13 protein-coding genes and 1 pseudogene are annotated in these 15,489 nt (G+C 69.7%); 2 read left to right on the forward strand and 12 right to left on the reverse strand.

The annotated features are described in order from the left end of the window. Positions 1-4: 4 nt before the first annotated feature. On the reverse strand, positions 5-967 hold the full coding sequence (galE, locus tag AB0I51_RS29490) for a UDP-glucose 4-epimerase GalE (protein ID WP_362980233.1): 963 nt from the start codon (positions 965-967) through the stop codon (positions 5-7). Further along, positions 967-2,025 (reverse strand): galactose-1-phosphate uridylyltransferase, encoded by a 1,059-nt coding sequence (gene galT / locus AB0I51_RS29495; RefSeq protein WP_362980235.1) that lies wholly within the window; start codon positions 2,023-2,025, stop codon positions 967-969. Before galT ends, galE begins: the two co-directional genes overlap by 1 nt. A gap of 147 nt (positions 2,026-2,172) precedes the next feature. On the opposite strand from galT, the gene AB0I51_RS29500 reads away from it, so the two are divergent. Both AB0I51_RS29500 and AB0I51_RS29505 read left to right on the forward strand, forming a co-directional pair. After that, the gene (locus AB0I51_RS29500) at positions 2,173-3,861 is read left to right on the forward strand and encodes a sodium:solute symporter family protein (protein ID WP_362980237.1); all 1,689 of its coding nucleotides are present in this window, start codon (positions 2,173-2,175) and stop codon (positions 3,859-3,861) included. A 21-nt stretch (positions 3,862-3,882) separates the two neighbouring features. Beyond that, a complete protein-coding gene (locus tag AB0I51_RS29505) occupies positions 3,883-4,203 on the forward strand; it encodes a hypothetical protein (protein ID WP_362980239.1) in 321 nt (106 codons plus the stop codon). An 84-nt stretch (positions 4,204-4,287) separates the two neighbouring features. Here the strand turns inward: AB0I51_RS29505 and AB0I51_RS29510 are convergent, their stop codons facing one another. From AB0I51_RS29510 to rsmA, 10 genes and pseudogenes are all read right to left on the reverse strand, one after another. Next, positions 4,288-4,593 carry a hypothetical protein gene (locus AB0I51_RS29510; protein WP_362980241.1) on the reverse strand — a complete coding sequence of 102 codons (306 nt, stop codon included), beginning with the start codon at positions 4,591-4,593 and terminating at the stop codon, positions 4,288-4,290. 47 nt (positions 4,594-4,640) lie between these two features. Then, positions 4,641-5,333: a response regulator transcription factor gene (locus AB0I51_RS29515; protein ID WP_362980243.1), complete on the reverse strand. Its 693-nt coding sequence runs from the start codon at positions 5,331-5,333 to the stop codon at positions 4,641-4,643. 231 nt (positions 5,334-5,564) lie between these two features. After that, positions 5,565-7,319: a PQQ-binding-like beta-propeller repeat protein gene (locus AB0I51_RS29520; protein ID WP_362980245.1), complete on the reverse strand. Its 1,755-nt coding sequence runs from the start codon at positions 7,317-7,319 to the stop codon at positions 5,565-5,567. Between the two features lie 51 nt (positions 7,320-7,370). Next, complete coding sequence (locus AB0I51_RS29525) at positions 7,371-9,107, reverse strand: PQQ-binding-like beta-propeller repeat protein (RefSeq protein ID WP_362980247.1); 1,737 nt, start codon at positions 9,105-9,107, stop codon at positions 7,371-7,373. A gap of 189 nt (positions 9,108-9,296) precedes the next feature. Then, positions 9,297-11,099 carry an ABC-F family ATP-binding cassette domain-containing protein gene (locus AB0I51_RS29530; protein WP_362980249.1) on the reverse strand — a complete coding sequence of 601 codons (1,803 nt, stop codon included), beginning with the start codon at positions 11,097-11,099 and terminating at the stop codon, positions 9,297-9,299. Between the two features lie 71 nt (positions 11,100-11,170). Further along, positions 11,171-12,193 (reverse strand): peptidoglycan recognition family protein, encoded by a 1,023-nt coding sequence (locus AB0I51_RS29535; RefSeq protein WP_362980382.1) that lies wholly within the window; start codon positions 12,191-12,193, stop codon positions 11,171-11,173. A gap of 207 nt (positions 12,194-12,400) precedes the next feature. After that, positions 12,401-12,856 carry an ATP-binding protein gene (locus AB0I51_RS29540; RefSeq protein ID WP_362980251.1) on the reverse strand — a complete coding sequence of 152 codons (456 nt, stop codon included), beginning with the start codon at positions 12,854-12,856 and terminating at the stop codon, positions 12,401-12,403. 23 nt (positions 12,857-12,879) lie between these two features. After that, positions 12,880-13,368: pseudogene (locus tag AB0I51_RS29545) on the reverse strand (MHYT domain-containing protein); the annotation flags it as partial. 193 nt (positions 13,369-13,561) lie between these two features. Continuing rightward, positions 13,562-14,491, reverse strand: coding sequence for a 4-(cytidine 5'-diphospho)-2-C-methyl-D-erythritol kinase (locus AB0I51_RS29550; protein ID WP_362980253.1), 930 nt, complete (start codon positions 14,489-14,491; stop codon positions 13,562-13,564). After that, complete coding sequence (gene rsmA, locus AB0I51_RS29555; protein WP_362980255.1) at positions 14,492-15,367, reverse strand: 16S rRNA (adenine(1518)-N(6)/adenine(1519)-N(6))-dimethyltransferase RsmA; 876 nt, start codon at positions 15,365-15,367, stop codon at positions 14,492-14,494. Positions 15,368-15,489: the final 122 nt, after the last annotated feature.

Raw genomic sequence — 15,489 nt, forward strand, 5'->3', positions numbered from 1 at the left:
TCGATCAGTTCGATACGTTCTGCGCGAACGCCCACGCGTCCGCGACAATGCCCGCGAGGTCCGCGCGGGTCGGGTTCCAGCCGAGGCGCTCCTTGGCGCGGGTCGCCGAGGCGACCAGGGACGCCGGGTCACCGCCGCGGCGCGGGGCGACGACCTCGGGGATCGGGTGCCCGGTGACCTGGCGGACCGTCTCGATGACCTGGCGGACGGAGAAGCCCTCGCCGTTGCCCAGGTTGCAGATCAGGTGCTCGCCGGGAGTGGCCGCCTTGAGCGCCAGCAGGTGCGCGTCGGCCAGGTCCGCCACGTGGATGTAGTCGCGGACGCAGGTGCCGTCCGGCGTCGGGTAGTCGTCGCCGTAGACGGAGATCGCGTCCCGCTTGCCCTGCGCGACCTGCAGCACCAACGGGATCAGGTGCGACTCCGGGTCGTGCCGCTCGCCGCAACTGCCGTACGCGCCCGCCACGTTGAAGTAGCGGAGGGAGACCGCGCCCAGGCCGTGCGCCGCCGCCTCGCTCGTGATCATGAAGTCGACCGACAGCTTGGAGGCGCCGTAGGGGTTGGTCGGGGAGGTGCGGGCGGTCTCGACGATCGGGACCTCCTCCGGCTCGCCGTACGTGGCCGCCGTGGAGGAGAAGACCAGCTTGCGGACTCCGGCCTCGCGCATCGCCGCGAGCAGGGCCATCGAGCCGCCGACGTTGTTCTCCCAGTACTTCTCGGGCTTGACGACGGACTCGCCGACCTGGGAGAACGCGGCGAAGTGGAGGACGGCGTCGTAGGAGGAGTCCAGCCACTTGGCGGCGTCGCGGATGTCGCCCTCGATGAAAGAAGCACCCGCCGGTACTCCCTCGCGGAAGCCCGTCGAGAGGTTGTCCAGGACGGTGACCTCGTGGCCCGCCTCCAGCAGGTGCTGGGCGACCACGCTGCCGACGTAACCCGCCCCGCCCGTCACCAGGTACTTACCGCTCATCAACTCGCTACCTCTCGCAGTCGCTCGGCCGCGCGCTCGGGCGGCACGTCGTTGATGAACACGCTCATGCCGGACTCAGAACCCGCGAGAAACTTCAGCTTGCCGGAAGTGCGGCGAATGGTGAAAAGCTCAAGGTGGAGCGCGAAGTCGTCCCTGCTCACACCCTCGAACTCCTCCAGCGTGCCGAACGGCGCCTGGTGCCAGGCGGAGATGTACGGCGTCGGAGACTCGCCCTCACCGAAGATCCGGTCGAAGCGCCTCAAGAGTTCCAGATAGACCTTGGGGAACTCTGTGCGGGCCGCCTCGTCCAGACCGAGCAGATCGGGCACGCGGCGCTTGGGATACAGGTGGACCTCGTAGGGCCAGTGCGCGGCGTACGGCACGAAGGCCACCCAGTGTTCACCCTCAAGGACGACCCGCTCACCGGCGAGTTCACGCTCCAGGACGGCGTCGAAGAGGTTCTCCCCGCCGGTCGCCTCCTTGTGGGCCGCGAGTGAACGCAGCATCAGGGCGGTGCGCGGGGTGGTGAACGGATAGGCGTAGATCTGACCGTGGGGATGGCCGAGCGTGACGCCGATCTCCTCGCCGCGGTTCTCGAAGCAGAAGACCTGCTCGACCGAGGGCAGGTGCGACAGCTCCGACGTCCGGTCCGTCCACGCCTCCAGGACGAGGGCCGCCTGCTCCTCGGTCAGCGAGGCGAAGGACGCGTCGTGGTCCGAGGTGAAGCAGACCACCTCGCAGCGGCCGGAGTCGCCCGCCAGCGAGGGGAAACGGTTCTCGAACACGACGACGTCGTACGAGGAGTCCGGGATCTCGCTCAGCCGGTCGCCCGTCGTCGGACAGAGCGGGCACTGGTCGGCCGGCGGGTGGTAGATGCGGCCCTGGCGGTGCGAGGCGATCGCCACCGAGTCGCCGAGCAGCACGTCCCGCCGTACCTCCGAAGTGGTGACCGTGCGCTCCAGGGGGCGGCGGTCCACCGCGTCGCGCACGGTGTCGTCCCTCAGGTCGTAGTAGATGAGCTCACGACCGTCGGCCAACCGGGTCGAGGTCTTCTTCACGCCGGGCTCTCCATCCGTACGTACATCCACGCCGCATCCGGGCTTCACACAGAACTAAACACATCAAACCACCGATCCCCCCAGCCGTCACCATCAAAATCAAACAAAGAACACCAACCGAAGAACATCAAACAAGGTGAGCGCTTGATGCAGACTCTGCAGCCCCCCACCTCCCTCGCCGCCGAGCTCCGTCTCCCCACCAACGGGCTCGACTACACGATCCTGGCGATCTACTTCGTCGTCGTCCTCGGCATCGGTCTGGCCGCCCGCAGATCGGTGAAGACGAGCCTCGACTTCTTCCTCTCCGGGCGTTCCCTGCCCGCCTGGATCACCGGTCTCGCCTTCATCTCCGCCAACCTGGCCGCCACCGAGATCCTGGGCATGGCCGCCAACAGCGCGCAGTACGGCGCCTACACCGTGCACTGGTACTGGATCGGCGCCATCCCCGCCATGGTCTTCCTCGGCCTGGTGATGATGCCCTTCTACTACGGGTCGAAGGTGCGCTCGGTCCCCGAGTTCCTGCTGCTGCGCTTCGACAAGTGGGCACACCTGCTGAGTTCGTTCCTGTTCGCCTTCGCCGCCATTCTGATCGCCGGTGTGAACCTGTACGCCCTCGCGATCGTCGTCGAGGCGCTGCTGGGCTGGCCGCAGTGGGTGGCGATCGTGGTCGCCGGGGCCTTCGTGCTGGCGTACATCACCCTCGGCGGGCTGTCGTCCGCGATCTACAACGAAGTGCTCCAGTTCTTCGTGATCCTCGCGGCCCTCATCCCCATCTCCTACCTCGGCCTGAAGAAGGTCGGCGGCTGGGACGGGCTGACCCACAAGCTCGACGCGACCCACGGCCACAACTTCACCACCGCGTGGGGCGGCACCGGCATCGGCAGCGCCAACCCGCTCGGCGCGAACTGGCTGACCATCGTGCTCGGCCTCGGCTTCGTGCTGTCCTTCGGCTACTGGACGACCAACTTCGCCGAGGTGCAGCGTGCCCTCTCCGCGAAGAACCTGTCCGCCGCCCAGCGCACCCCGCTGATCGCCGCGTACCCCAAGGTCTTCATCGTCTTCCTGGTGATGATCCCGGGCCTGGTCGCCGAGGCGCTGGTCCCGAAGATCGGCACGCCCGGCTACTACCTGCAGTACAACCACGCGATCCCCTACTTGATGAGGACACTGCTGCCCAACGGCGTCCTCGGCATCGCGGTGACCGGTCTGCTGGCGGCCTTCATGGCCGGTATGGCGGCCAACGTGTCGTCCTTCAACACCGTGTTCACCAACGACATCTGGGCCAAGTACGTCGTCAGGCACCGCGCGGACGAGTACTACGTCGGCTTCGGCCGCCTGATCACGGTGCTCGGCGTGGCGGCGTCGGTGGGCACGGCGTTCCTGGCGTCGTCCTTCTCGAACATCATGAGCTACCTCCAGACGCTGTTCTCCTTCTTCAACGTGCCGATGTTCGTCGTCTTCATCGTCGGCATGTTCTGGAAGAAGGCCACCCCGAAGTCCGGCTTCTGGGGGCTGCTCGCGGGCACGGTCACCGCGATGCTGAACTACTTCTGGATCTACAAGCAGGGGATCATCTCCATCCCCTCCGACCAGGGCGCCAACTTCGTCTCCGCGATCGCCGGGTTCGTCGCCGGCGCGGTGGTCATGTTCGCCGTGTCCCTCTTCACCCGGCCCAAGCCGGCCGAACAGCTCGAGGGCCTGGTCTACGGCACCACGTCCCCCGGGATGACCGAGCCGCCCGCCGCGGGTGACGACGCGTGGTACCGCCGGCCGGCCCTGCTCGGCTGGGGCGCGGTGGTCCTGGCCGCCCTCTGCTACATCCCGTTCGCGTTCTAGCCGCGGGAGGATTGAGAGACCATGTCTGAAGACTCCGGATACTCCGAGAAGGACGTCCAGCGCGAGGTCACCGAGCTGGAGGGCAGGTCGACGACCGCGTCCCGACTGTTCGACCTGCGGCTGATCATCGGCGGTCTGTTCGTCGTCTACGGCGTGATCGTCACGATCGCCGGGATCAACCCGTCGGACTCGTCGCTGCACAAGTCCGAGGGCGTCAACATCAACCTGTGGACCGGGATCGCGATGCTGCTGCTCGGGATCTTCTTCCTGGGGTGGCTGAAGTTGCGGCCGACACCTCCGGTGGAACTGGCGGAGGTCGCGGAGGAGGACGAAGGGGCTTAGGTCGTCTGCCGGGTGCGGGTGGGCTGTGGCTGGTCGCGCCCACGCGGCGGAGCCGCACATGTCACAGCCCCGCGCCCCTGGGGGTCACCTTTGGCCCGTTTCCACGCCCAGCGCCTCCAGGAACGGTAGATACGCCGCCTCGACCCTCCGGGCATCGCGGCGGACGTACGTGCGGACGTCGTTGCGCGGGGTGCCGTCGTAGATGTCGGTGAGGAAAGCAGTGGGCCTGACATCCAGGAAGGCGCCTCCCCAGGGGTAGCGTCTGCGTGCTCCGAGCGGGCCGATGACGGCCCAGGCCCAGTGCAGCGCCACCAGCGCGATGGCAGGGTCCTCTGTCGCCTCGCCCTTGCGGACCGCCCGCACGACAACCGCGTGTTCGTGCCTGCTCATGGCCTCCCACGCGACGCGGGATTCCTCCCGCACCCACCGCTGATCCACTACGCGTCCCGGCCCGCCGCATTGTTCACCGGGCCCGCCCGGTCCAGCAGCCCCGTCCGCGCCGCCAGCGCCGCCGCCTCCAGCCGCGAACCCACCCCCAGCTTCATCAGCACCCGCTGCACATGGGTGCGGGCCGTCGACGGGGCTATGCCCATGCCGGCCGCGATCAGCCGGGTGTCCTCCCCGTCCGCCACCCTGACCAGGACCTCCACCTCCCTCGGCGTGAGCATCTGCAACAGCCGCTGGCCCTCGTCGTCGGGTTGGGCCGCCGGGTTGAGGAGCTCGCTGAAGGCTCCCTGCAGCAACTGCGGTGCTACGGCCGCCTCGCCCGCCCTGGCCTTCATGATGGCGCGCTCCACGCCCTCTATGCGCTCGTCGTGGCGGACGTAGCCCGAGGCGCCGGCCGCGAAGGCCGCCGCGATGCCGCGGGGGCTCGGGACCGGGCCGAGGACCAGGACCGCCACCTGCGGGCGTTCCCGCTTGATCTTCACCACCGGGTCGAAGATGCCCGGCTCGGCCGGTGTCGCCGTACCCAGCAGGCACACCTCGGGTGCGCGGGCGATCACCAGTTCCGCCGCGCCCGCCGCGGGCGCGGCGGCAGCCAGCACCCGGTGTCCCCGCAGCTTCAGCGCCGAGGCCAGTGCCTCGGCGAGCAGTCGGTGGTCGTCGACCACCATCAGCCGCACTCCCATCGAGCAACCCCCCAGTCCCCCCAATGGATGCCCACTATGGATGCCCACTGGTCCCCAAGAACAGAGGGCCCCCAGCACCCCCGTCCTTCATGCCCCCGGAAGCTACACGCTTGTTCGACGTTGCGCTGCCCCTACTGGAGAGAAGTGCCCCGGATCGACGGAATTTTTCGCATTCCGGGGCATTCACGGGTGATGGGGGTGGTGAAGGAGAGGGTGAACGGGGGTGGTGGTTCAGCCTGTTGCGCCGAAGGCGATCGCCAGGTCCTTGTCGCCGGTGGAGGACGACGAGGGCTTGTCCGCGTAGACCGCCGACATGTACAGATGGCCCTGCGAGTAGAGGATCTCCGCGTAGTCCGGCAGGAAGCTGGTCTCCGCGTCCCGCACGGTCTCGGTGCTCGGGTTCTCCAGCAGCGTCGTCTCCTTGAAGGAGTTGCCGTCGATGCTGACGATCTGGCCGCCCTTGTCGTAGGGCGGGGACTTGTAGGCGAGCAGGTTGCTGCCGTCCATGCGCAGCGGGGTGATGGTGTAGCCGTCGCCCGCGTCGGCGCGCTGACCGGTCTGCTTGCCGGAGGCGAGGTCGAAGGCGACGATCTCGTTGGTCTTGCTGTAGGAGTCGCCGGAGCCGTCGTGCTCCTCGGTCGGCACGTACAACCGGTCGTTCCCTACGGCGAGTTCGGTGCAGTACTCGACGCGGGTGATGCCGTCGCAGCGGGCCGCGTACTGCTTGCCCGGCGCCGAGATGTGGGCGCGCAGCGCGCCGGTCCTGTTGTCGATGGAGAAGAAGTCGGAGATACCGCTGCCGTCGCCCGCGCTGTCGCCGACGTCGGCCGCGACGACCAGCGGGTCGGTCGAGACGATGCTGGCGTACTCGATGCCCTGGGCCATCTTGTAGTCCGAGAGCACCTTCCCGGAGACCGGGTCGATGGTCTGGATGTGCAGGGTGGGCGAGTCGTACGTTCCGCACCTGCGCACCGCGACCAGTTTGGCGCCGCCGCCGTAGCCGGCGTCGTAGCAGTCGGCGACCTTGGGGCTCCACAGGACCTTGCCGGTGGCGAGGTCGAAGGCGGCGCCGCCGTCGGTGCTGCCGACGGCGACCGTGTTGGCGCTGACGGTGACGTTCTCGAAACTGATCGGCTGGTCACCGGAGTCGGCGGTCTTCGTCCACAGTTTGGTGCCCGCGTTCAGGTCGAGCGCGGCGATCTGGCTGCAGCCGTTCGAGGGCTTGGCCTTGGTCGGCATGGCGGGCTCGTAGATGATCGCCGTCCTGCCGTCGGTGGTGGTGTTCTTCGTGGCCTGGCAGACCGGGCCGGGAAGTTTGATCGTCCAAAGCTTGGCGCCGGAGTCGCGGTCGTAGCCGTCGACCTCGGCGGCCCCGCTCTTGGCGTACACCTTGCCGGTGAGCCAGGAGCCGGAGGTCACCATGGTGTCGCTGACCTTGGGCATCGGGACCTGGAAGAGGACCTTGGAGGCGGTGGCGGCGGGCGCCTTCTCCTTGCCGCCCGAAGTCGTACCGCCCTTGCTGTCGGAGGGAGTCGAGTCCGCGGTGGTCTTCTTGTCGTCGGCCTTGTCGTCCTTTCCGGACGAGGACGAGTACCAGATCCCGCCGCCGACGATCAGCGCGATCGCCACGACCGCGGCGGTGATGATCACCGCGGACGCCCCGAACTTCCGTCCGCCGCCGCCCGGCTGCGGGTGCAGGGGCATGGTCGGCTGACCGGGCCCGCCCGGCCCCGGGTAGCCGTAACCGGGCTGCTGGCCATAGGGGTTGGGCTGCTGCCCGTACGGCTGCTGCGGGGGCTGGGCGTACGGGTTGGGCTGCTGTCCGGGGTAGCCGTAGCCCGGCTGCTGCGGCGGGGGCGGGGGCGGTGCCTGCGGGTAGCCGTAGCCCGGTGGGGGCGGGGGCTGCTGCGGGGGCTGGTCCTGGGGCGGGCCGAAGCCGCCCTGCTGCGGGGGCTGGTTCGGCGGGGGCGGGGGCGGCTGGGTCATGACGAGTACCTCGGGGACGGTCGACGGAGGCGAACAGGACGGCGGAAGGCGTCACTTGCCGTAGGCGAGCATCAACTTCTCCTTCGTGTCGTCATTGCCGTTAAGCCGGGTCGACGAGATGTAGAAGCGCCCGTCGACGTAGTCGACGTCCCGGGAGAAGAAGCTCGACTCGATCCGCGCGGTGCCCGCCGGCATCTGCAACAGCTTCGTCGTGGTGTGCGAGGAGCCGGTCGTCGGGACGGACACGACCTGGCCGCCCGCGTCGTAGGCGGCCTCGACATAGGCGATGAGCTTTCCGCCCTCGGCCCTGACCGGCAGCATCGACTCGTCCGCGGGGGACTTGACGCGCCACTTCTCCTTGCCGGTGGCGAGGTCGATCGCGACGATCTGGTTGGGACCGGTCGTCGCGGCGGTCGGAAGGTAGAGGGTGTTCGCGTCGACCGCGACGTCCGCGCAGCCCTGCAGATCGTCGTCGAAGGTGCCGCAGCCGGGTGCGAAGGACGCCTTGGAGTCGACCTGCGAGCGCACCGAACCGTCGCTCTTCAGCGTCGAGATGTTCCAGTGCTTGTCGTCCGAGTCGGTCATGTAGAGGACGACCGGGTCCACGGAGTACACATGGGACACCGTCCAGCCCTTGGGGATCGCCTTCGTCCACTTGGTCCTGCCGGTCGCCGGGTCGAGTTCCTGCACCTCGTCGTGCTCGGTGGCGGAGCCCGCCCCGCAGGACGAGACCACGAGCAGCTTGCTGCCACCCGCGAACGCGGACGGGAAACAGGCCGCGCCGTACTTCTTCTTCTCGTACAGCTGCTTGCCGGTGGCGAGGTCGTAGGCCACGCCCGACTGCGAGCGGCCCACCATCAAGGTCTTGCCGGTGACGGTCAGCCCGATGCTGAGCGCGCTGTCGAACAGGTCGCCGTCCGCGACGGTCGCGGTCCAGCCCTTCGCCCCGGTGTTCAGGTCGAGCTGCTGGAGGTGGTTGCACTTGGCGCTGTCGCTGACACCGCTCATGTACGCCACCACGATCTTGCCGTCGGCCGACTTCTCCGGGGTGACCGCGCAGATCTTCTGCGGGAAGGTGATCGTGGGCCAGGTCGGGTTGCCGTCACCGACGTTGTAGGCGACGACCTCCTTGTACGCGGCCTTCACCGCCGTCCTGCCGGTGATCCACATGCCGGGGGCGTCGGCGCCGGAACCGGGCGCGTCCGGCGCCTCCTTGTACCAGAGCACCTTCGCCTCGCCGGACTTGCGGCCCTCGTTCAGGTTCTCCGGGTCCTTGCCGCCGTCGCCGCTGCCGTCACCGGGGTTGGCGGGGTCGTCGGCGCCGCTCGTTCCGGTGGCCGTGGGGCTGCCGCTCTTCTCCGCCACCGGCTTCTTGTCGTCACCGCCGCCGGTGACCGCCCACACCGTGCCGCCGACGACCAGCAGACCGGCGACCGCCGCCGCGATCAGCAGGGCGGGCCTGCCCTTGAAGGGACCGCGGCCGGAGGGGGGCTGGGGCGGGGCGAACTGCGGTGGCGGGGGCGGGGGGTAGCCGTGGCCGCCGTACGGACCGGGCTGTTGGGGCTGCTGACCGTAGGGACCGGGCTGCTGCGGCTGACCGTACGGACCCGGTTGCTGCGGATGGCCGTAGGGGCCGGAGCCGTAGGGACCCGGCTGTTGCTGCTGCGGGTAGCCGTAGCCGGGCGTCGGCGGAACGGGAGCGCCGAAGCCGCCGGACGGTGGCTGTGGCGGTTGGTTCGGCGGCGCTCCGTAACCGCCGGACGGCGGCTGTTCGGGCGGCTGAGTCATCAGCGGCTCCCCCTCGTTCACTGATTTTTAGCCACGCCCCGGGGTTCGCGAAGGACCGGAGGCGCATTCAAGCAGGTCTCAGACGGCCCTTTCTATCACCCGGCTGTCCACGGACAACGGGCCGGTTCACCCCTGTGCCCAAGGGAGAACCGGCCCGTGACAGCCCCGTTATGCGCCTTCACGCACCCTTCACGCATCCTCGGCGAGTTCCAGCCACCGCATCTCCAGCTCGTCCCGCTCGGCGCCCAAGTCCCGCAGCTGGGCGTCCAGTTCGGCCACCTTCGCGAAGTCCGTGGCGTTGTCGGCGATCTGGGCGTGCAGCTTGGCCTCCTTCTCGGAGACCTTGTCCAACTGCCGCTCGATCTTCTGGAGTTCCTTCTTCGCGGCCCGCTGGTCGGCGGCGCTCACGGCGGGCGCGGCCTTCTCCACGACGGGGACGGCAGCGGCGGCGACCTCCTCCATACGGTGGCGCCGCTCCAGGTACTCGTCGATGCCGCGCGGCAGCATCCGCAGGGTCGCGTCGCCGAGGAGGGCGTACACCTTGTCGGTGGTGCGCTCGACGAAGAACCGGTCGTGGGAGATCACGATCATCGAACCGGGCCAGCCGTCGAGGACGTCCTCCAGCTGGGTCAGGGTCTCGATGTCGAGGTCGTTGGTGGGCTCGTCGAGGAAGAGGACGTTGGGCTCGTCCATGAGGAGCCGGAGGAGCTGCAGCCTGCGCCGCTCACCGCCGGACAGGTCCCCGACCGGCGTCCACTGCTTCTCCTTGTTGAAGCCGAACGTCTCGCACAGCTGCCCGGCGGTCATCTCCCGCCCCTTGCCGAGGTCGACCCGCTCCCGCACCTGCTGCACGGCCTCCAACACCCGCAGCGTGGGCTTGAGTTCGGCCACCTCCTGGGAGAGGTAGGCGAGCTTCACCGTCTTCCCCACGACGACCTTGCCGGCCACGGGCTGGGTCTCGCCGTCGCTGCGGGCGGCGTCCGCCAGGGCCCGCAGCAGGGAGGTCTTTCCGGCGCCGTTGACCCCGACCAGGCCGATACGGTCGCCGGGGCCGAGGTGCCAGGTGATGTGCTTCAGCAGCACCTTCGGGCCGGCCTGGACGGTCACGTCCTCCAGGTCGAAGACGGTCCGGCCGAGGCGGGTGGAGGCGAACTTCATCAGCTCGCTGGTGTCGCGCGGCGGCGGTACGTCCGCGATCAGTTCGTTGGCGGCCTCGACGCGGAAGCGCGGCTTCGACGTACGGGCCGGGGCGCCCCGGCGCAGCCAGGCCAGCTCCTTGCGGACCAGGTTCTGCCGCTTGGTCTCCTCGGTGGCGGCGATGCGCTCGCGTTCGGCGCGGGCGAAGACGTAGTCGGTGTAGCCGCCCTCGTACTCGTAGACGTCGCCCTTCTGCACGTCCCACATCTGAGTGCAGACCTGGTCCAGGAACCAGCGGTCGTGGGTCACGCAGACGAGCGCGGAGCGGCGCTCGCGCAGGTGCTGGGCGAGCCAGGCGATGCCCTCGACGTCGAGGTGGTTCGTGGGCTCGTCGAGGACGACCAGGTCCTGGTCCTCGATGAGCAGTTTGGCGAGCGCGATACGGCGGCGCTCGCCGCCGGAGAGCGGGCCGATCACGGTGTCGAGGCCCTGCGGGAAGCCCGGCAGGTCCAGGCCGCCGAAGAGCCCCGTCAGTACGTCGCGGATCTTGGCGTTGCCCGCCCACTCGTGGTCGGCCATGTCCCGGATGACCTCGTGGCGGACGGTCGCCTCCGGGTCGAGGGAGTCGTGCTGGGTGAGGACGCCGAGGCGGAGTCCGCCGGAGTGGGTGACGCGGCCGGTGTCGGACTCCTCCAGCTTGGCGAGCATCCGGATGAGGGTGGTCTTGCCGTCTCCGTTGCGGCCCACGACCCCGATCCGGTCCCCTTCGGAGACACCGAGCGAGACACCGTCGAGCAGGGCACGGGTGCCGTACACCTTGCTGACGTTCTCGACATTGACCAGGTTGACGGCCATTTCTCTCCTGACAGGGGGGACGGTCAGCCTCCCAGAGTAATGCGCGGCGGGAGGCTGACGATCCGCCCAGGTCAGCGGGCTGCTGCCGCCCTGACCTCGCCCAGCAGGTCGTACATCGTCTGGCCCGGGCAGTCCGTCTGGAGCCAGTCCCTGTGGCCGCTGATCGTCTCGTTGTCCTTCTTCACGCCGTTCACCGGGTTGGTGTAGGTGATCTCCGCCTGGGGGTCGAGGCCCTTGAAGCGGGTGATGACCTTGATGAGGCGGATCAGGGAGGACTTGGCCGCGTCCGTCGGGGCCTGGGACACCAGGTTGCCGATCAGGGCGATGCCGAGGTTGCCGGAGTTGAAGCCGGCCGTGTGGAAGGCGGTGACGAGATTGCCGTCCTTGCCGAAGGCCGGGATCGGGTCCTCGCCGGAGTAGCGGCCCTCGTAGATCACGCCCGCCTCGTCGATGAGGAAGTGGTAGCCGATGTCGCCCCAGTCGAGGGTGACTGCGTGGTACTCGTAGATGCCTCGGACGGTCGCGGCCGGGTCCGGGTCGGCGTTCGGGGTGTCCGTGTGGTGGACCGTGATCGACTGCAACGGGTAGTACACCTCGGGCGAGTTGACCTTGCCGTCCTTGTACCGCTTGGACTCGTCGGCGCCCCAGGCCGGACGCGAGAGGTAGCGGACGCCGCGGACCCGGGTCGGCTCGGACGGTACGTGGAAGGTTCGGCCGGGGCCCCGGGTGCAGTCGATGGCCACGGAGCGGACGTCCGTCGCGCCTGCCGGTGTCCTCACCTCGTAGGTGGTGGCCTCGTCGGCCGCGACCAGGGCGGTACCACCGCCGTCGACGGTCGCGCAGCCGGTGCCGGTGGGCTGCCAGGGGCCGTCCGCGAGGCGGATGCCGGCGCCGTCGGTGTCGCCGGTCCAGCGCAGGCCGACGTAGGACGCGGCGAAGGCCGTGGTGGCCGGGGCGGTGCCGGTGGCGGTCGCGGTGCGGGTGGCCGGGAAGGTCTCCGGCTCGGTGCCCGACGGGGTCGTGCCGGGGGCGGAGTCCGAGCCGGAGTCGGTGGCCGCGAACACCACCGGGGTCAGGGCGGCCCCGGCGGCCACGGCTCCGGCGGCCCCTATCGCGCCGCGACGCGAGAGGGACCGCTTCCTGCGGTGGGACGGGGCGGCGGACGAGGGTGTGGGGGCGTCGGACACGGAACAGACCCTTCCAGCAGTGCACTTGAAGTATCAAACGAACCTATCCGTCCCGACAGCCCCACCTGTACAGCGATTGCGGTACATCTGTGTGGAGATGGTGCGGAGAGTCCGTCAGGCACCCGCCCCGCGCAGTCGCTGCTGCGGGACCAGGGCCGAGGCCGGTGCCAACCCCCGCCTGCCGGAAGCCTGTTGCACTTCGCCCACCGGCATGTCGTCGCGCATCAGACCCTCGGGGATGAGCACGGCGGCCGTCACGCCGCCACTGCGCGAGTGCCGTATCTCCACGCGCAGGCCCTGGCGTTCGCGCAGCCGGTTGACCACGAAGAGGCCGATCTGCTTGGCGTCGAGGAGGTCGACCTTCTCGGACTGGATCTTGCGGTTCGCGTCGGCCATCGCGTCGTCCTTCATGCCGAAGCCGCTGTCCTCGATCTCGATGAGGACGCCCTCGCGCAGCCGGGCGGCGCGCAGCTGTACCTGGGTGCTGGGCGGGGAGAACGCCGTCGCGTTCTCGACGAGTTCGGCGAGCAGATGGATCACGTCGGCGACGGAACCGCCGTTCAGCGACACCTTCGGTACGGCCCAGATCTGCAGAGGGTGAGGGCGGCGGTCGCGGCGACGACGGCGATCACGACGGAGGCGATGACGAGCCGGGGGTCGTAGTCGATCTCGCCGTGCAGGTCGAGCGCGGCCATGCCGGTGTAGTGCATGGCGGCGACGCCGAGGCCGGTGCCGAGTCCGCCGAAGGCCACCGAGGTGACGCGGGAGCGGCCGTAGCCGGCGGTGAAGACGCCGGCGGCGACCACGCCGATCGACATCAGCAGGCTGAGGACGGTGAGCGGGACGTCGTAGCGGATGGGGGTGCCTTCGACGCTGAAGCCGAGCATGGCCACGAAGTGCATGGTCCAGATGCCGGAGCCGATGGCGACGGAGGCGAGGGTCAGCCAGTTCCGTTTGGAGGCGCCGTCCGCCTCAAGTGCCCTTACGGTGCAGCGCAGTCCGAGCGCGGCGCCGACGCAGGCCATCGCGTAGGACAGGACCGGGGTGACCCAGCCGGCGCTGAAATGGTCCATGTGGCCCATGGGGAGGTTCCTCTCGGGCGTGGCGCGGCGAGACCGCGCGCGCAGGGAGTACCGCCGGTAACGAGGACCGGGGTTGGCTGATCATGCCAGCCGCACCCTGTGGGACATACGCCACGAAAGGGACCATGGGGTTGATTGGCGAACATTGAACCAATGTGGTTTCGATAACACCGCACATGCGCATTTTCGCAGTTCAGGCGGGGTTTTCGTGGACCTCGCGTGAAGGTCGGTCGATCACGGTCGCGCCCGCCGCCGGACCCGCCGCCGTACGTACCGTCCGGCATGTTCCCGAGGCCGCCAGCGCCTGAGCCACCTTCGCCGCCGACCCGGGGTCGCGGGCGAGGAACGCCGTCGTCGGGCCCGAGCCGGAGACCAGCGCGGCGAGGGCGCCCGCGGCGCGGCCCGCGGCGAGGGTGTCGGCGAGTTCCGGGAAGAGCGAAAGGGCGGCCGGCTGAAGGTCGTTGGAGACGGCGGCGGCCAGCGCGTCCGGGTCGCCCTTCGCGAGCGCGTCGAGGAGCGGCTGCGAGGCGACGGGTTCGGGGATGTCGACCCCCTCCGCCAAGCGGTCGAACTCCCGGAAGACCGCCGGGGTGGACAGCCCCCGCGCGGCCATCGCGAACACCCAGTGGAAGGTGCCCCCGGCCTCCAGGACCGTGAGCTTCTCCCCTCGCCCGACTCCCAGCGCCGCCCCGCCCACCAGGCTGAACGGCACGTCGCTGCCCAACTCGGCGCAGATGTCCAGCAGTTCGGCCCGCGAGGCACCGGTGCCCCACAGCGCGTCGCACGCCACCAGCGCGCCCGCGCCGTCCGCGCTGCCGCCCGCCATGCCGCCGGCGACGGGGATGTCCTTGGCGATGTGGATGTGCACGGCGTCGCCGCGGCCGTACCGCTCGGCGAGTGCCGTTGCCGCCCGTGCCGCCAAGTTCGTGCGATCCAGGGGGACTTGGGCCGCGTCCGGGCCCGAGCAGGTGACCCGGAGCTCGTCGGCCGGGGTCACGGTGACCTCGTCGTGCAGGCCGACGGCGAGGAAGACGTTGGCCAGGTCGTGGAAGCCGTCGGGGCGCGCGGCGCCGACTGCCAGTTGGACGTTGACCTTGGCGGGGACGCGGACCGTCACGCTCACTTACTCGGACTCCTTGGGTTCGGCCCTGTGTTCCGCGATGCGCGCGAACTCCTCGACCGTCAACGACTCGCCCCGCGCCTGCGGGGACACCCCGGCCGCGACGAGCGCCGCCTCGGCCGCCGCCGCCGAGCCCGCCCAGCCGGCGAGCGCGGCCCGCAGCGTCTTGCGGCGCTGCGCGAAGGCCGCGTCGACCACGGCGAAGACCTCGCGGCGGTCGGCGGTCGTCTTCGGCGGCTCCGCCCTGCGGGTCAGCGCCACCAGTCCGCTGTCCACGTTCGGTGCGGGCCAGAAGACGGTACGGCCGATGGAGCCGGCCCGCTTGACCTCGGCGTACCAGTTCGCCTTCACGGACGGGACGCCGTACACCTTCGAACCGGGCGGCGCGGCAAGCCGGTCGGCGACCTCCGCCTGGACCATCACGAGCGTGCGCTCGATGGTCGGGAAGTGCTCCAGCATGTGCAGCAGGACCGGTACGGCCACGTTGTAGGGCAGGTTGGCGACCAGTGCGGTGGGGGGTGGGCCGGGGAGTTCGGTCACCTGCATCGCGTCCGAGTGGACGAGTGCGAAGCGCTCGGCCCGCTCGGGCATGCGGGCCGTCACCGTCGCCGGCAGTGCGCTCGCCAGGGTGTCGTCGATCTCCACCGCTGTGACGCGGTCGGCGACTTCCAGCAGGGCGAGGGTGAGTGAGCCGAGGCCGGGGCCCACCTCCACGACCACGTCGTCGGGGCGGACGTCCGCAGTGCGGACGATGCGGCGGACCGTGTTCGCGTCGATCACGAAGTTCTGGCCGCGCTGCTTTGTGGGGCGTACGCCCAGGGCTGCGGCCAGTTCGCGGATGTCGGCGGGGCCCAGGAGGGCGTCGGGGTTGCTGCTCACGTACCTAGGTTACGGGGCCGTTCTTCGTCTCCCGGTCCGCTGTGGCTGTCGCGCCCACGCGGCGGAGCCGCACATCGGCACAGCCCCGCGCCCCTGGGGGAATGGTGGCTGCGCCCCCATCC

The sequence above is a fragment of the Streptomyces sp. NPDC050549 genome, from assembly GCF_040655035.1.
In the GTDB taxonomy this organism is placed as follows: Bacteria; Actinomycetota; Actinomycetes; order Streptomycetales; family Streptomycetaceae; genus Streptomyces.